The sequence below is a fragment of the Streptococcus mitis genome (assembly GCF_946190065.1).
Classification (GTDB): domain Bacteria; phylum Bacillota; class Bacilli; order Lactobacillales; family Streptococcaceae; genus Streptococcus; species Streptococcus mitis_DE.
In genome coordinates this window covers 131,632-147,939 of the sequence record NZ_CAMHZD010000003.1, presented here as the reverse complement: position 1 = coordinate 147,939, position 16,308 = coordinate 131,632, and the positions used below count along the sequence as shown (strand labels likewise).

The window sequence follows — 16,308 nt, the reverse complement described above, 5'->3', positions numbered from 1 at the left end:
GAACTCGCTCAAATTAACGAGAGATTCCTCGGTTTTCATTTCATTAAAAGTAAGAGACCTATTTTTTCAGTGGCCTCACCCAATCAGGTGGCTTTTTTTCGTGGTGAGGTGATGGTGATAGAAATTTTTTGCAAAATAGTAAAATTTGAGAAAAGTTAAGCTAGTTTTAAGCTTCGTCTTGTATCATATAGTTATTAAATAAAGACCTCCTAACTTTATTTAATAAAATCCTAAACTTTTCTTTTTCATAATAATCTCCCTTAACTCCACCCAATCAGGTGGAGTTTTTTGGCTTTGTTCTAGGCTTTTTGGGAGTGTTCTAAACATCATTTTTCGATATTTTCAGATATTTTTCGGATTTTGGTCGGGGAATTGGCGGGGATCTTTTTAGCGAATATGACTAAGAAATAGGTTTGCTGTTACTTCGGCTACTTCAACCTCACTTTGAATGTAAGTGACTGTTAATTGAGGGACTGGAACTACTGTAATAATGATTTTGCTTGTCTAGTAGTGGCGTATTAAATGAGAAGTGACATATAAGATTGTCTCTTCGTTTACTAAATCAAAATTTCTATGAAATTGATAGAATCCCTAATTTTCTCTTAAACTTGAAAGTCTTGTTATAAAGCGGTTAAAGCTTGCAAAGCCGAGAATATAAACCTTTGACAAATTTTGTGAATTATGGGATAATAAAAGGGAATTAAGTATTGTGTCTATATCATAGGCTAGAAAAGACCCCAAGCTCACGTCCAAATAAGCTTGGGGTCTTTTTTGACACTATTTGTCCTTGTTTAGCCATTTATCGACTAGCCGAAGAACGACACCGACCACAATTGGTCCGATGATAGTTTTAAGTATTGTATCCATCATGGGCTATCTCACCTCCTTTCGTAGGCGGTGTAGCAGTGCCGTAGAATATTATACCATATAAGTGCTAAACTCGGGAGTCAGCTAATCAGGTGGCTTTTTTGTTTGTGGCTTGGTTTTTTGATATAATAGAGCCATGAGTAGAATTTTAGATAATGAGATAATGGGGGACGAGGAGTTAGTAGAACGCACGCTCCGTCCTCAGTATTTACGTGAATATATCGGGCAGGATAAGGTCAAGGACCAGCTCCAAATCTTTATCGAGGCTGCCAAAATGCGGGATGAAGCGCTGGATCATGTCCTCTTATTTGGACCTCCAGGTTTGGGGAAAACGACCATGGCCTTTGTTATTGCCAATGAACTGGGAGTCAATCTCAAGCAGACTTCTGGTCCTGTCATTGAAAAAGCAGGTGATTTGGTAGCGATTTTGAATGATTTAGAGCCGGGAGATGTCCTCTTTATTGATGAGATTCATCGCTTGCCCATGTCTGTGGAAGAGGTGCTTTATAGTGCCATGGAAGACTTCTACATTGACATCATGATTGGGGCTGGTGAAGGCAGTCGCAGTGTTCATTTGGAGTTGCCACCTTTCACTTTGATTGGTGCGACGACTCGGGCTGGTATGCTCTCAAATCCGTTACGGGCACGTTTTGGGATTACAGGTCATATGGAGTATTATGCCCATGCTGATTTGACGGAAATTGTCGAGCGGACGGCAGATATTTTTGAGATGGAAATCACTCATGAGGCAGCATCCGAGCTGGCCTTACGTAGTCGTGGGACCCCTCGTATTGCCAATCGTCTCCTCAAGCGTGTACGGGATTTTGCCCAGATTATGGGAAATGGGGTTATCGATGATGTTATTACCGATAAGGCTCTGACTATGCTGGATGTTGACCATGAAGGCTTGGACTATGTGGACCAGAAAATCCTTCGCACCATGATTGAGATATATGGCGGCGGTCCTGTCGGTCTAGGAACTCTTTCTGTGAATATCGCTGAAGAGCGTGAGACGGTTGAGGATATGTACGAACCTTACCTGATCCAGAAAGGCTTTATCATGCGAACTCGTTCAGGACGAGTTGCGACCGCTAAGGCTTACGAACATTTAGGGTATGAATACAGTGAAAAATGAGCAAGAAATTCTAGATGCATTTAGAGAAAATCCGGATATGATGGCTATTCTGACTATCATCCGAAATCTTGGTCTGAAAGACTCGTGGTTGGCAGCAGGTTCTGTCAGAAATTTCATCTGGAATCTCTTGTCAGACAGACCACCTTTTGACTGTGAAACAGATGTTGATGTCATTTTCTTTGATACAGATGTGAGTTATGAAGAAACGCTGGCTATAGAGAACAAGTTGAGAGCGGATTTTCCTCAGTACCAGTGGGAATTGAAAAATCAGGTCTATATGCACCAGCACAGTCCTCATACTGCGCCCTATACTAGCTCTCGTGATGCTATGAGTAAGTATCCAGAACGGTGTACGGCGGTTGGGCTCCGTTTGAATGAAGACTCTGCTTTAGAATTTTTTACCCCTTATGGACTCGAGGATATTGTGAATTTTCAAGTTCGTCCAACTCCTCATTTTTTAGAGAATGAAGACCGAATGGAACTCTATCAAACACGTTTATCCAAGAAAAATTGGCAGGAGAAATGGAAAAATTTGATTTTTAAAAATACTTAAGGAAACTTTAAGCTAGGAAGTGTATACTAAGTTCATAAGTTAAGAAGACCTTAACTTAAACTCCTAAAACTTTTTCATAATAATCTCCCTATAAAAATAGAGTCGCCCAATCAGGCGGCTTATTTTTTTGAAAAATGGGCTTGGTGCCTGAGAATAATATTCAATGAAAATCAAAGTGCAAACTAGGAAGCTAGCCGCAGGTTGCTCAAAACACTGTTTTGAGGTTGCAGATAGAGCTGACGTGGTTTGAAGAGATTTTCGAAGAGTATAAATAGCTTAGTGATAGAAGAAAATAGGGAAATATGGTATAATGAAACGATAGATTTTTGAATAGGAATAAGATCATGTTTGGATTTTTTAAGAAAGATAAGGCTGTGGAAGTAGAGGTTCCGACGCAGGTTCCTGCTCATATCGGCATCATCATGGATGGGAATGGCCGTTGGGCTAAAAAACGTATGCAACCGCGAGTCTTCGGACACAAGGCGGGTATGGAAGCATTGCAAACTGTGACCAAGGCGGCCAACAAACTAGGCGTCAAGGTGATTACAGTTTATGCTTTTTCTACAGAAAACTGGACCCGTCCAGATCAGGAAGTCAAGTTTATCATGAACTTGCCAGTGGAGTTTTATGATAATTATGTCCCGGAATTGCATGCGAATAATGTTAAGATTCAAATGATTGGGGAGACAGACCGCCTGCCTAAGCAAACTTTTGAAGCTCTGACCAAGGCTGAGGAATTGACTAAGAACAACACAGGTTTGATTCTTAATTTTGCCCTCAACTATGGTGGACGAGCTGAGATTACACAGGCGCTTAAGTTGATTTCCCAGGATGTTTTAGATGCCAAAATCAACCCAGGTGACATCACAGAGGAATTGATTGGCAACTATCTCTTCACCCAGCATTTGCCTAAGGAGTTACGAGACCCAGACTTGATTATCCGTACTAGTGGAGAATTGCGTTTGAGCAATTTCCTTCCATGGCAGGGAGCCTACAGTGAGCTCTATTTTACGGATACCTTGTGGCCTGATTTTGACGAGGCGGCCTTGCAGGAAGCCATTCTTGCCTACAATCGTCGTCATCGCCGATTTGGAGGAGTTTAGGAGGAAATATGACACAGGATTTACAGAAAAGAACCTTGTTTGCAGGGATTGCCCTGGCTATTTTCCTACCAATTTTAATGATTGGGGGCCTCTTGCTTCAGATAGCAATTGGAATCATAGCCATGCTAGCCATGCATGAACTTTTGAAGATGAGAGGTCTAGAGACCATGACTATGGAGGGCCTCTTAACCCTCTTTGCAACCTTTGCTTTGACCATTCCCTTGGAGAATTATCTGACTTTTTTACCAGTTGATGGGAATGTGGTTGCCTATAGTGTTTTGATTTCAATCATGTTAGGAACGACTGTTTTTAGCAAGTCTTATACGATTGAGGACGCTGTTTTCCCACTTGCTATGAGTTTCTACGTGGGCTTTGGTTTTAATGCTCTATTAGATGCTAGAATTGCAGGTTTAGATAAGGCACTATTAGCCTTATGTATCGTCTGGGCGACAGACAGTGGTGCCTATCTTGTTGGGATGAACTATGGTAAACGGAAACTGGCTCCAACGGTTTCTCCAAATAAAACCTTTGAGGGTGCCTTGGGTGGTATTTTAGGTGCGATTTTAGTAACCATCATCTTTATGATGTTTGATAGGACAGTTGCTCTTCCGTATGGAATTTACAAGATGTCAGTCTTTGCTATTTTCTTTAGCATTGCTGGACAATTTGGTGATTTACTAGAAAGTTCGATCAAGCGTCACTTTGGTGTCAAGGATTCTGGGAAATTTATTCCTGGACATGGTGGTGTTTTGGATCGTTTCGATAGTATGTTGCTTGTATTTCCAATCATGCACCTATTTGGGCTCTTTTAATCAAAAGACGGAGGAAATACTATGCTCGGAATTTTAACCTTTATTCTGGTTTTTGGGATTATTGTAGTGGTGCACGAGTTCGGACACTTCTACTTTGCCAAGAAATCAGGGATTCTAGTGCGTGAATTTGCCATTGGCATGGGACCTAAGATCTTTGCTCATATTGGCAAGGATGGGACGGCCTATACCATTCGAATCTTGCCTCTGGGTGGCTATGTTCGCATGGCCGGTTGGGGTGATGATACAACTGAAATTAAGACAGGAACTCCTGTCAGTTTGACGCTTACTGATGATGGTAAGGTTAAACGCATCAATCTCTCAGGTAAAAAATTGGATCAGACAGCTCTTCCTATGCAGGTGACCCAATTTGACTTTGAAGACAAGCTCTTTATCAAAGGACTGGTTCTGGAAGAAGAAAAAACATTTGCAGTGGATCACGATGCAACGGTTGTGGAAGCAGACGGTACTGAGGTTCGGATTGCACCTTTAGATGTTCAATATCAAAATGCGACTATCTGGGGGAAACTCATTACTAATTTTGCAGGCCCTATGAACAACTTTATCTTAGGGGTTGTTGTTTTCTGGATTTTAATCTTCATGCAGGGTGGTGTCAGAGATGTCGATACCAACCAGTTCCATATTATGCCCCAAGGGGCCTTGGCTAAGGTGGGAGTACCAGAAACGGCACAAATTACCAAAATTGGCTCACATGAGGTTAGCAACTGGGAAAGTTTGATTCAGGCTGTGGAATCAGAAACCAAAGATAAGACGGCCCCGACCTTGGATGTGACTATTTCTGAAAATGGTAGTGACAAACAAGTCACTGTTAGTCCGGAAGAAAGTCAAGGTCGTTACCTTCTAGGTGTTCAACCGGGGATTAAGTCAGATTTTGTATCTATGTTTGTAGGTGGTTTTACAACTGCTGCTGACTCGGCCCTCCGAATTCTCTCAGCACTGAAAAATCTGATTTTCCAACCGGATTTGAACAAGCTAGGTGGACCTGTTGCCATCTTTAAGGCAAGTAGTGATGCTGCTAAAAATGGAATTGAGAATGTCTTGTACTTCTTGGCAATAATTTCCATCAATATTGGGATTTTTAATCTTATTCCGATTCCAGCCCTGGATGGTGGTAAGATTGTGCTCAATATCCTAGAAGCCATCCGCCGCAAACCATTGAAACAAGAAATTGAAACCTATGTCACCTTGGCCGGAGTGGTCATCATGGTTGTCTTGATGATTGCTGTGACCTGGAATGACATTATGCGACTCTTTTTTAGATAATCGAGGAATATTATGAAACAAAGTAAAATGCCTATCCCAACGCTTCGCGAAATGCCAAGCGATGCTCAAGTTATCAGCCACGCTCTTATGTTGCGAGCTGGTTATGTTCGTCAAGTATCAGCAGGTGTTTATTCTTATCTACCACTTGCCAACCGTGTGATTGAAAAAGCTAAAAACATCATGCGCCAAGAATTCGACAAGATTGGTGCGGTTGAGATGTTGGCTCCAGCCCTTCTCAGTGCAGAACTGTGGCGCGAATCAGGTCGTTATGAAACTTACGGTGAAGACCTTTACAAACTAAAAAACCGTGAAAAATCAGACTTTATCCTAGGTCCAACTCACGAAGAAACTTTTACAGCTATTGTCCGTGATTCTGTTAAGTCTTACAAGCAATTGCCACTTAACCTTTATCAAATCCAGCCTAAGTATCGTGATGAAAAACGCCCACGTAATGGACTTCTCCGTACACGTGAGTTTATCATGAAAGATGCTTACAGTTTCCATGCTAACTATGATAGCTTGGACAGTGTTTACGATGAGTACAAGGCTGCTTATGAGCGTATTTTCACTCGTAGTGGTTTAGATTTCAAGGCTATCATCGGTGACGGTGGAGCTATGGGTGGTAAGGACAGCCAAGAATTTATGGCCATTACACCTGCCCGTACGGACCTTGATCGCTGGGTTGTTTTGGACAAGTCAGTTGCCTCATTTGACGAAATTCCTGCAGAAGTGCAAGAAGAAATCAAGGCAGAATTGCTCAAATGGATGGTCTCTGGTGAAGATACCATTGCTTACTCAAGTGAATCTAGCTATGCGGCTAACTTGGAAATGGCAACAAACGAGTACAAACCAAGCAACCGTGTCGTTGCTGAAGAAGAAGTGACTCGTGTTGCAACACCAGATGTTAAATCAATCGATGAAGTTGCAGCCTTTCTCAACGTTCCAGAAGAACAAACAATTAAAACTCTCTTCTACATGGCAGATGGTGAGGTTGTTGCAGCCCTTCTAGTTGGAAATGACCAACTCAACGAAGTCAAGTTGAAAAACCACTTGGGAGCAGATTTCTTTGACGTTGCTAGCGAAGAAGAAGTGGCAAATGTTGTTCAAGCAGGATTCGGTTCACTTGGCCCAGTTGGTTTGCCAGAGAATGTTAAAATCATCGCAGACCGTAAGGTGCAAGATGTTCGCAATGCAGTTGTGGGAGCTAATGAAGATGGCTACCATTTGACTGGTGTGAACCCAGGTCGTGACTTTACTGCAGAATATGTGGATATCCGTGAAGTTCGTGAGGGTGAAATTTCACCAGACGGACAAGGTGTTCTTAACTTTGCGCGTGGTATCGAAATTGGTCACATCTTCAAACTCGGCACTCGCTATTCAGCAAGCATGGGAGCAGATGTTTTGGATGAAAATGGCCGTGCTGTGCCAATTATCATGGGATGTTACGGTATCGGTGTCAGCCGTCTCCTTTCAGCAGTGATGGAGCAACACGCTCGCCTCTTTGTTAATAAAACGCCAAAAGGTGAATACCGTTACGCTTGGGGAATCAATTTCCCTAAAGAATTGGCACCATTTGATGTGCACTTGATCACTGTCAATGTCAAGGATGAAGAAGCACAGGCCTTGACAGAAAAGCTTGAAGCAAGCTTGATGGGAGCTGGTTACGAAGTCTTGACAGACGACCGTAACGAACGTGTCGGAGTCAAATTCAGTGATAGCGACTTGATTGGATTGCCGATTCGTATCACTGTTGGTAAAAAAGCGGCCGATGGCATCGTAGAAGTTAAGATTAAAGCGACTGGTGACACCATCGAAGTTCATGCAGATAACTTGCTTGAAACACTTGAAATCCTCAGTAAGAAATAAAAACTATAATCAGAAGAAAAACAAGGAAAAAATGTAACTAGTTTTTACCTTGTTTTTTCTGTATAATGGGAAAAATGAGTAGATAAAGAGGTAAATGTATGCTAAGATTTCCAAAGGATTTTGTCTGGGGATCCTCTACTTCTGGACCACAGACAGAAGGACGTGTAGCTGGTGACGGTAAGGGAGATAATCTCTGGGATTATTGGTACCAAGTGGAGCCAAATCGTTACTATAATGGGATTGGTCCAGATAAGACATCGACCTTTTATGAAAATTGGGAACAGGATATTGAGCTACTGGTAGAAACTGGTCATACAGCCTTTCGGACTTCTATTCAATGGTCACGGATTTTTCCACAAGGGCGTGGAAAAGTCAATGCTCAAGGTGTGGATTTCTATCGTAAGGTTTTTGAGACTATTAAGGCTAAAGGAATTCGTCTTTTAGTCAATCTCTATCATTTTGATCTGCCTTTTGCTCTTCAAGAAGATGGCGATGGTTGGGAAAATAAGGCGACTGTCTCAGCTTATGAAGACTATGCTCGTTTTTGTTTTGAGACTTATGGAGATTTAGTGGATCAATGGATTACCTTTAACGAGCCAATCGTTCCAGTGGAATTTGGCTATTTTTACGATGCCCATTATCCACATAAGGTGGATGCGGAAGCAGCCGTTAAAGTAGCCTATCATACACAATTGGCTAGCAGTCGGGCAGTCAAGGCCTGCCATGAACTCTTGCCTGATTCCAAAATTGGGATTGTCCTCAACTTGACACCGGCTTATCCACGTAGCCAGCATCCTGCCGATGTAAAGGCTGCTCATATTGCGGACCTTTTTCAGGCCCAATCTTTCTTAGATCCGTCTGTTTTGGGGACTTATCCACAGGAGTTGGTAGAAATCTTGCATGAACACGGCCTCTTACCTGATACTACGGAGGAAGAGTTGGAGCTCATTCGTGACAATACGGTAGACTTCCTTGGTGTCAACTACTATCAACCTTTGCGTGTTATGGCACCTCGATTTGCTAAACATCCAGAGAGTCCTCTCTTACCAGAACATTTTTACGAGCCTTATGTGATGCCTGGACGTAAAATCAATCCTCACCGTGGCTGGGAGATTTATGAGCAAGGGATTTATGACATTGCCAAAAATATCAAGGAAAATTATGGCAATATTGAGTGGATGTTGACAGAGAATGGTATGGGTGTTGAGGGGGAAGAAAAATTCCGTCAAGATGGAATAATTCAAGATGATTATCGTATTGACTTTGTAAAAGGTCATCTTGGTGAACTTCACCGTGCCATTGAAGATGGAGCCAATTGTAAGGGCTACTTGATTTGGACCTTTATTGATTGCTGGTCATGGCTCAATAGTTATAAAAATCGCTATGGCTTGGTCGAATTAGACTTGGAAACGCAAGAACGTCGTCTGAAAAAATCAGGGCACTGGTTCAAGGAATTAAGCGACAATAATGGATTTTAAAAAGGACTCTGACTGATTATCCTAATTGGTCAGAGTTTTTTGCTTACAGGATATTAATTTGAACTATACCAATTTTAACTCTTGACAAGTGAAAGAAACAAGTATATACTGTTTTTGCTGATTCTATAAAAGATGAATTAGACTATACCAATTTTAAGGAGAAAGCACAGCTGGTCTGTGTCGTATATACTATGTGTGGAATTGTTGGTGTTGTTGGAAACACAAATGCAACTGATATTTTGATTCAAGGGCTTGAAAAGCTCGAATACCGTGGTTATGATTCTGCGGGGATTTTTGTCCTAGGTGGCGCTGAAAACCATCTAGTCAAGGCTGTAGGCCGTATTGCAGAATTGTCTGCTAAGACAGCTGGTGTTGAGGGAACGACTGGTATCGGACATACTCGTTGGGCAACTCATGGAAAACCAACTGAGGACAATGCTCACCCACACCGCTCTGAGACTGAGCGATTTGTCTTGGTACACAATGGGGTGATTGAGAACTATCTTGAAATCAAGGAAGAATACCTTGCTGGTCACCACTTAAAAGGGCAGACAGATACTGAAATCGCTGTTCACTTGATTGGAAAATTTGCGGAAGAAGATGGCTTGTCAGTTCTTGAAGCCTTCAAAAAAGCTCTTCACATCATCCGTGGTTCTTATGCCTTTGCCTTGGTTGACTCACAAGATCCTGAAGTCATCTACGTGGCTAAGAATAAATCACCACTTTTGATTGGTCTTGGACAAGGCTACAACATGGTCTGCTCAGACGCAATGGCTATGATTCGTGAGACCAACCAGTACATGGAAATCCATGACCAAGAGTTGGTCATCGTCAAGGCTGATAGTGTAGAAGTTCAAGACTATGATGGCAATAGTCGTGAGCGTGCTAGCTACACTGCTGAGCTTGACTTGTCAGATATCGGTAAGGGAACTTATCCTTACTACATGCTCAAGGAAATCGACGAGCAACCAACGGTTATGCGTAAACTCATCCAAGCCTACACAGATGAGGCTGGTCAAATTGTCGTAGACTCAGCTATTATCAAGGCTGTTCAAGATGCAGACCGTATTTACATTCTTGCAGCTGGAACATCTTACCACGCAGGATTTGCTTCGAAGAAGATGTTGGAAGAATTGACGGATACACCAGTTGAACTTGGAATCTCTTCTGAGTGGGGATACGGTATGCCACTTCTCAGCAAGAAACCACTCTTCATCTTTATCAGCCAATCTGGTGAAACAGCGGATAGTCGTCAAGTTTTGGTCAAGGCTAATGAAATGGGAATCCCAAGCTTGACAGTGACAAACGTACCAGGTTCGACTCTTTCACGAGAAGCCAACCATACTATGCTCCTTCATGCAGGTCCTGAAATTGCTGTGGCATCAACTAAAGCCTATACAGCACAAATCGCAGCCCTTGCCTTCCTGGCAAAAGCAGTCGGAGAAGCAAATGGCAATGCCAAAGCGCAATCCTTTGATTTGGTTCATGAGTTGTCAATCGTAGCTCAGTCTATCGAATCAACTCTTTCAGAGAAAGAAACTATTGAAGCTAAGGTTCGTGAGCTTCTTGAAACAACTCGCAACGCCTTTTACATCGGGCGTGGTCAAGATTACTATGTAGCTATGGAAGCCAGTCTCAAACTCAAAGAGATTTCTTACATCCAGTGTGAAGGCTTTGCAGCAGGAGAACTTAAGCACGGAACCATTGCCTTGATTGAAGAAGGAACGCCTGTTTTGGCCCTCTTGTCAGATCCAGTCCTTGCCAACCACACTCGTGGAAATATCCAAGAGGTGGCAGCCCGTGGTGCCAAAGTCCTCACTATCGCAGAAGAGAATGTTGCCAAAGATACAGACGACATCGTTCTTACGACTGTACACCCTTACCTCTCGCCAATTTCAATGGTTGTACCAACGCAATTGGTCGCTTACTTTGCAACACTCCACCGTGGCCTTGATGTGGACAAACCACGTAACCTTGCTAAATCAGTAACGGTAGAATAAACTAAAAAAAGTCTAGTTATCTAGGCTTTTTCTTGTGAGCAAATCGGTTGCTTGTAGTCAAGCTTCGTGTTAGAATAATTCTTCAAAATGAAGGAAAGAAATAGACGGGGAGAATCACAATGGTAGAATCGGGAATTTCAACATTTGGGGAAACAACGGTGCTTGAAGGGACTGGGCAGACTTACAGTCATGCTGAACGCATTCGCCAGTTGATGGCAGAGATTGAGCTGGCTGACAAGGTTGGTTTGGATGTGTATGGAATTGGTGAGCACCATCGAGCAGATTTTGCGGTATCAGCCCCAGAGATCGTCCTGGCAGCTGGGGCAGTCAATACCAAGAAAATCCGTTTGACCAGTGCAGTTAGCATTATCTCGAGCATGGACCCTATTCGTTTGTTCCAACAATATGCGACCATCGATGCTTTGTCAAATGGACGAGCGGAGATTATTGCTGGAAGGGGTTCTTTCACGGAATCATTTCCCCTGTTTGGTTATGACTTAAAAGACTACGAAGCTCTTTTTGATGAGAAATTGGACTTGCTCCAGTTAGTCAATGAGAAGACCAAGATAGACTGGCAAGGGCGATTGACCCAAACAATCTCTGGTAAAGAAGTTTATCCTCGTCCAGTTCAGGACAAATTACCCTTGTGGATAGCGACAGGTGGTCATGTCGAATCAACAGTGAAGATTGCTCAGGCAGGTCTACCGATTGTCTATGCCATTATTGGTGACAATCCTCGTTATTTTAAAAAATTGATTCAGGCTTATCGTGAGATTGGGAGCGAAGCAGGCCATGCCAGTCATGAACTAAAGGTTGGGGCCCATTCTTGGGGTTGGATTGCTGAAGATGGCGAGCAGGCTGTGAAAGATTATTTCCATCCGACCAAGCAAGTGGTGGACACTATTTCTAAAGACCGTCCACACTGGCATGAATTGAGTTATGAGCAATATTTGGAGCAAGTTGGGCCAAATGGTGCTATGTTTGTGGGCAATCCAGATCAGGTGGCCGAAAAATTGATTCGTATGATAGAGGATTTAGGTTTGGACCGCTTTATGTTGCACCTACCTCTTGGTTCCATGCCTCATGAACAAGTTCTGAGAGCTATTGAACTTTTCGGAACGCAAGTGGCTCCAAAAGTACGGGCTTATTTTGCCATGAAAGAGGCTTAATAAAAAAATTAATAAAGTTCATTAGGATAACAAATATTGTACAAAAATCAATCCCCCGAGCATTAATGCTCGGAGGATTTTTCTATAGGAGGGCTAGTTTAATTCTCTTTTTTGTTTTTTAGTAAGAATCCGAGACCGAGAAGGGCAAGGAGGCTGATTCCTGCGAATAGGAGTTTGTTATCGTTTTTGGTTCCTGTATTTGGAAGTTCAGCTTGTTTAGCTAGAGGCGCAGGTATATTTTCCTTGCTAGGATTTTCTACTGATTCATTTTGAACAGCTTCACTTACAGATGATGGTTGTGCTTCTTGCGCTGGTTGTGAAGTTTGTGTGGTTTGTGAATCAGTTGTAGCTTGGCTAGGTTTATCTTCTGCATCAGCTACTTTTGCATCTGGTTTAGGAGAATCTGGTTTAGTAGAGTCAGGTCTAACTTGTGGAGCTGGATCTTGATGTTCAGGTTTGACCACTCGGTTTGAAATAGTACCTTGGCCATTATTTTGCCCTTGTTCTTGTTTTAAGCTGGAAAGGTCAAATTCTGGCTTTTCTTCCATAGCTGGGGCAACGATGGCGCCGCCTTGAGAGATTCGAAGAACAGTAGCTGTAAGGGCATTTAATTTCAAGCCTTTTTCAGTCCATTCAAGTCCTTTCGGGTTGGCGATTCCTACTGGTCCTGCTTGGTTTTCATCTGCCAAAACTTCAGCATTTCTGAGGTGGGCAAAGGCTGTTCCCAAGTTAAATTCGCGAGCTTTTTCGTCCGCATTGACAAAGACTGCGTAGATATCCCCATTTGGAGCAGTGATTTGATAGCCAATCACTACATCCTCTTTTGCCACGCCATTTTGACCTGGGACAGTGATGAGGTGGACACGGTCTTTGATATCTTGGAGGCTCTTAAGTCGGAAGGCATCTGTAGATTGACGAAGGGCAATCAACCCTTTCATATAGTCACGGCTTTTGACATTTTCAGGGAAAGCTTTTCCATCTGTAGCCTTAGTCCAGTCAAACTTGTTAATAGCATCACTCGAATCGTAAGAGTCATGGATGAAGTAAGGATAGTCAAACGGATTGCCGTCCTTATCACGCAACAAGTGAGATTTATTTGGAACCTTGTCTTCTGCTACTGGAGTTTTGTAGGCTGGGTCACGGAATTGTTTGGTACGACCATATTCCTGACCAGAGTGGATAAACGGAGTTCCTTGAGCGGTTAAGACCATGAGATTTCCAAGTCGCAAACGACGATGAATCTCAGCATAGTTATCAGCCTTGCTTGGGTCTTTTTTGATAGACTGAGCGATGATGTCAAAGAGGGTCAAGTTATCATGGGCCGCGATGTATTGAATCACATCTCCAGGGCTATCTGCTTCAAAGTTGGTTGGTTGTGCAATCAGATTTTTGAAGATAGTGTTGATATCTCGTTTGCCACCTGTGATAAAGGCAGGTTGACCTTCGTTTGGATAACCAGACTTGAGGTTGTTACGGATGTCATCTGAAAAGACAGCAACAGTATCGGTATGTTTCATCCAATCTTGGTCAGCAGCTTTAGTAGGCATATTTTCATCACCGGCATAAGTTCTCCAACCTTCACCCAGCATCATTAGGTTAGGATTGAGGGCGCGTGCAGCCTTGTAGGCTTTTTCGATAGAAGCGGCATCATGGTCTCCCATCATATCGAAACGGAATCCATCAACTTTGTAGGTATCAACTAGATACTTGATAGAATCAACTAGGAGGCGTTTGGTCATATAGTGAGTTGTCCCCAAACGTCCACCACCAAAGCTAGTTCGAGGTGTTCCATCGGCATCCATAAAGTGATAGTAGTTTGGTTCCAAATTTTCAAAGATATCGACTTTGGCTGTATGGTTATACACTACGTCCAGGATGGCTCCCATGCCACGTTTGTGGATTTCGTTGATGAGGTTTTTGAATTCTGCGATTCGTTTTTCTGGATTCTTAGGATCGCTTGAGTACATACCAGTCAAGGAGAAGTAGTTTTGAGGGTCATATCCCCAGTTGTAATTGCTGTTGCTTGAAGCATAGTCAGATAAGCGTTCGTGGTTCTTCAACTCATTGACAAAGTAGTAAGACAAGACTGGAAGGAGCTGGATGTGGGTTACACCCAAGTTTTTGAGGTAGTCTAGTTTTTCGATAAAGGCTTCAAAGGTACCAAATGGCTTAGTCAAATCTTTTGCGATGGCAGGATCTGAAGTGAAGTCACGCACATGAGCTTCGTAGATAACGGCATCTTCACGGGTCTTGAAATTGTGAATCTTACCATAAGTTAAGTCTTGAGGTCCTAGTTTGGCTGGATCTACAAAGGCAGCTTTAGCCACTTTATGGGCATCGTCAATCTTGGCATCGTCACTATTCCAAGCAGCGAGGGATTTAGCGTAAGGATCGAGTGCAAGAACAGTTTTACCTTGGCGCTCGATTTGGTAGTGGTAGTAGTAGCCAGTGTAATTGCTGATGCCGAGACCAGAGTTTTCATTCAGAGTTTGTTTCCAGGTTCCTTTTTCACCTTTTTCAAGAGCGACAGTTCCAACCACTTTTTCAGGGTTATTCTTGTCGTAGACAACAATAGAAACCTTATCAGCACTTGGTGACCAAAGGGTTAAATCAACCTGTTTTCCTTCTTCTTTGAGGTCAGCTCCAAGTTTACCATCATAGCTGTAAGTCTCATCTTTAAGACGCCAGCTTGTTTTGGTAGTGAATTTGTCAGAGTTGTAGCTAACGGTATAAGGATGTTTTGTGTCAGAGAAATCTCCGCTGTAGGTCACTTTCTTGCCAGCTTCATCGATTGCAACATCGGTGATAGTTACCTTATTTCCTAGGTGATTAGTAATGTTGGAGTGTTTGAGGATATCCTCTTTTTTAGCACCGACAAGTGTTGAAAAACTACTCTCAATGCTAGAAGTGCCTACGTGTTGGGCTCCTGTCATACGGATATCATGGACATAGTATGGATTTGTGTAAATCGATTCATCATCGTCTTTTAGGAAAATTTGGCTATGATTTTTTAAATCTGTGAACTTATAATCTTCTTTACGGATTTTCACATCGTCTCCTTGTTTGTTTCTGTCTAGTAATAAAAATCCAAGGTCTTTAGCTGCATCTTTGAGTGGAATATCGATATAGCGACCATATTTGCCTGTAGCCGTAAAGTCTGTTCCATTAGGCCATTCTCCACTACTTGGGTTTTTGACATCGCCCCAATACCAAAGAGATTTTTTGTCATAGTTGCCATCGGTGCGATAGTAGTTGACACGAATAGTTCCTGCTGGTTGAGGGCGGTAGTTGTATACCTTGTAGTTTTCATCTAGCCAGGCCTCATTCATCTTTGGTGCCAGTTTTTCTGCCGATTTATCGCCGGTTAGATTTTTTCCAGCTGTATTATTGATGAGGAAACTAATTTTCTTAGCCTGTTCTCCCTTTAATTTGACATCTAGGTAATAGCCGTAGTCATCTTTTTTGGCATCTTTAAAGGATAAGGCTCCGTTTGGCCAATTTTCAGATGGTTTTTCAACATCGTCCCAAGTCCAGAGTCCTTGAGCATCCTTGTTTTCTTCAGGAAGTTTTTTGACGTGGATACGGAAGTAGTTGTCTTCGATTGGCTCTTCTGCCTTAGTTTCAGTCGTTACTGGACTCGTAGAAGTAGTTGGTTCACTTGAACGATCTTGCCCGGTTTGTGGTGCTGAATCGGCTGGAGTTGCGGCAGTAGTAGTTGCCTCTGTTGCAGGTTGTTTTTCTTCTTTTTTCTCTAGGGAAGCGTTTGCATTTTCAGGTGAAGAAATATCACTTTCGTTCTTACCAGAGTTAACTGCTGTATCAGTAAGAGGTTGTGCAAGGGCAGTAGTGGTTTCATTACTAGTTGCCTTATTGCTTGTAGTATTTTCGTTGGCTGAGATAGTTGGTGTAGCCATAGCAAGCAAGACAAAACTTGCTCCAATAAGGACAGAACCAGTTCCATTCTTGAGGGAACGGATGCTGTAGACCATTTTTTTCTCAGTGTGAGATGGTGTTTTTCTCATAATCATTCTCCAATCAATAAAT

At 42.5% G+C, this 16,308-nt stretch carries 11 protein-coding genes; 9 read left to right on the top strand and 2 right to left on the bottom strand.

Features of this window, described 5'->3' with window-relative positions; translation table 11 throughout:
• Positions 1-777 precede the first annotated feature (777 nt).
• Positions 778-870 carry a type I toxin-antitoxin system Fst family toxin gene (locus OCF96_RS02620; RefSeq protein WP_000969509.1) on the bottom strand — a complete coding sequence of 31 codons (93 nt, stop codon included), beginning with the start codon at positions 868-870 and terminating at the stop codon, positions 778-780.
• 133 nt (positions 871-1,003) lie between these two features.
• Between OCF96_RS02620 and ruvB the strand changes: the two genes are divergently transcribed.
• The 9 genes from ruvB to OCF96_RS02575 all read left to right on the top strand — a co-directional run bounded on the left by ruvB (position 1,004) and on the right by OCF96_RS02575 (position 12,264).
• Positions 1,004-2,002, top strand: coding sequence for a Holliday junction branch migration DNA helicase RuvB (gene ruvB / locus OCF96_RS02615; protein WP_315898951.1), 999 nt, complete (start codon positions 1,004-1,006; stop codon positions 2,000-2,002).
• On the top strand, positions 1,983-2,555 hold the full coding sequence (locus OCF96_RS02610; protein ID WP_261445993.1) for a nucleotidyltransferase family protein: 573 nt from the start codon (positions 1,983-1,985) through the stop codon (positions 2,553-2,555). The genes ruvB and OCF96_RS02610 overlap by 20 nt, the downstream gene beginning before the upstream one ends.
• 344 nt (positions 2,556-2,899) lie before the next feature.
• Positions 2,900-3,658, top strand: coding sequence for an isoprenyl transferase (locus tag OCF96_RS02605; protein ID WP_000466722.1), 759 nt, complete (start codon positions 2,900-2,902; stop codon positions 3,656-3,658).
• 8 nt (positions 3,659-3,666) lie between these two features.
• Positions 3,667-4,470 carry a phosphatidate cytidylyltransferase gene (locus tag OCF96_RS02600; protein WP_000189852.1) on the top strand — a complete coding sequence of 268 codons (804 nt, stop codon included), beginning with the start codon at positions 3,667-3,669 and terminating at the stop codon, positions 4,468-4,470.
• Between the two features lie 21 nt (positions 4,471-4,491).
• Complete coding sequence (gene rseP, locus OCF96_RS02595) at positions 4,492-5,751, top strand: RIP metalloprotease RseP (RefSeq protein ID WP_261445991.1); 1,260 nt, start codon at positions 4,492-4,494, stop codon at positions 5,749-5,751.
• A gap of 12 nt (positions 5,752-5,763) precedes the next feature.
• Entirely contained in the window at positions 5,764-7,617 is a 1,854-nt protein-coding gene (locus OCF96_RS02590) for a proline--tRNA ligase (protein ID WP_261445989.1), read from the top strand.
• A 98-nt stretch (positions 7,618-7,715) separates the two neighbouring features.
• The gene (gene bglA, locus OCF96_RS02585) at positions 7,716-9,095 is read left to right on the top strand and encodes a 6-phospho-beta-glucosidase (RefSeq protein ID WP_261445987.1); all 1,380 of its coding nucleotides are present in this window, start codon (positions 7,716-7,718) and stop codon (positions 9,093-9,095) included.
• A gap of 191 nt (positions 9,096-9,286) precedes the next feature.
• Positions 9,287-11,095 carry a glutamine--fructose-6-phosphate transaminase (isomerizing) gene (glmS, locus tag OCF96_RS02580; protein ID WP_261445985.1) on the top strand — a complete coding sequence of 603 codons (1,809 nt, stop codon included), beginning with the start codon at positions 9,287-9,289 and terminating at the stop codon, positions 11,093-11,095.
• A 119-nt stretch (positions 11,096-11,214) separates the two neighbouring features.
• Positions 11,215-12,264, top strand: coding sequence for an LLM class flavin-dependent oxidoreductase (locus tag OCF96_RS02575; RefSeq protein ID WP_261445983.1), 1,050 nt, complete (start codon positions 11,215-11,217; stop codon positions 12,262-12,264).
• Positions 12,265-12,362: 98 nt separating this feature from the next.
• Here the strand turns inward: OCF96_RS02575 and OCF96_RS02570 are convergent, their stop codons facing one another.
• Positions 12,363-16,286 carry a pullulanase gene (locus OCF96_RS02570; RefSeq protein WP_261445981.1) on the bottom strand — a complete coding sequence of 1,308 codons (3,924 nt, stop codon included), beginning with the start codon at positions 16,284-16,286 and terminating at the stop codon, positions 12,363-12,365.
• Positions 16,287-16,308 lie beyond the last annotated feature (22 nt).

Coding starts and splice junctions, on each gene's coding strand:
- OCF96_RS02620 (WP_000969509.1), bottom strand. CDS start 870: ATGATGGATACAATACTTAAAACTATCATCGGACCAATTGTGGTCGGT.
- ruvB (WP_315898951.1), top strand. CDS start 1,004: ATGAGTAGAATTTTAGATAATGAGATAATGGGGGACGAGGAGTTAGTA.
- OCF96_RS02610 (WP_261445993.1), top strand. CDS start 1,983: ATGAATACAGTGAAAAATGAGCAAGAAATTCTAGATGCATTTAGAGAA.
- OCF96_RS02605 (WP_000466722.1), top strand. CDS start 2,900: ATGTTTGGATTTTTTAAGAAAGATAAGGCTGTGGAAGTAGAGGTTCCG.
- OCF96_RS02600 (WP_000189852.1), top strand. CDS start 3,667: ATGACACAGGATTTACAGAAAAGAACCTTGTTTGCAGGGATTGCCCTG.
- rseP (WP_261445991.1), top strand. CDS start 4,492: ATGCTCGGAATTTTAACCTTTATTCTGGTTTTTGGGATTATTGTAGTG.
- OCF96_RS02590 (WP_261445989.1), top strand. CDS start 5,764: ATGAAACAAAGTAAAATGCCTATCCCAACGCTTCGCGAAATGCCAAGC.
- bglA (WP_261445987.1), top strand. CDS start 7,716: ATGCTAAGATTTCCAAAGGATTTTGTCTGGGGATCCTCTACTTCTGGA.
- glmS (WP_261445985.1), top strand. CDS start 9,287: ATGTGTGGAATTGTTGGTGTTGTTGGAAACACAAATGCAACTGATATT.
- OCF96_RS02575 (WP_261445983.1), top strand. CDS start 11,215: ATGGTAGAATCGGGAATTTCAACATTTGGGGAAACAACGGTGCTTGAA.
- OCF96_RS02570 (WP_261445981.1), bottom strand. CDS start 16,286: ATGAGAAAAACACCATCTCACACTGAGAAAAAAATGGTCTACAGCATC.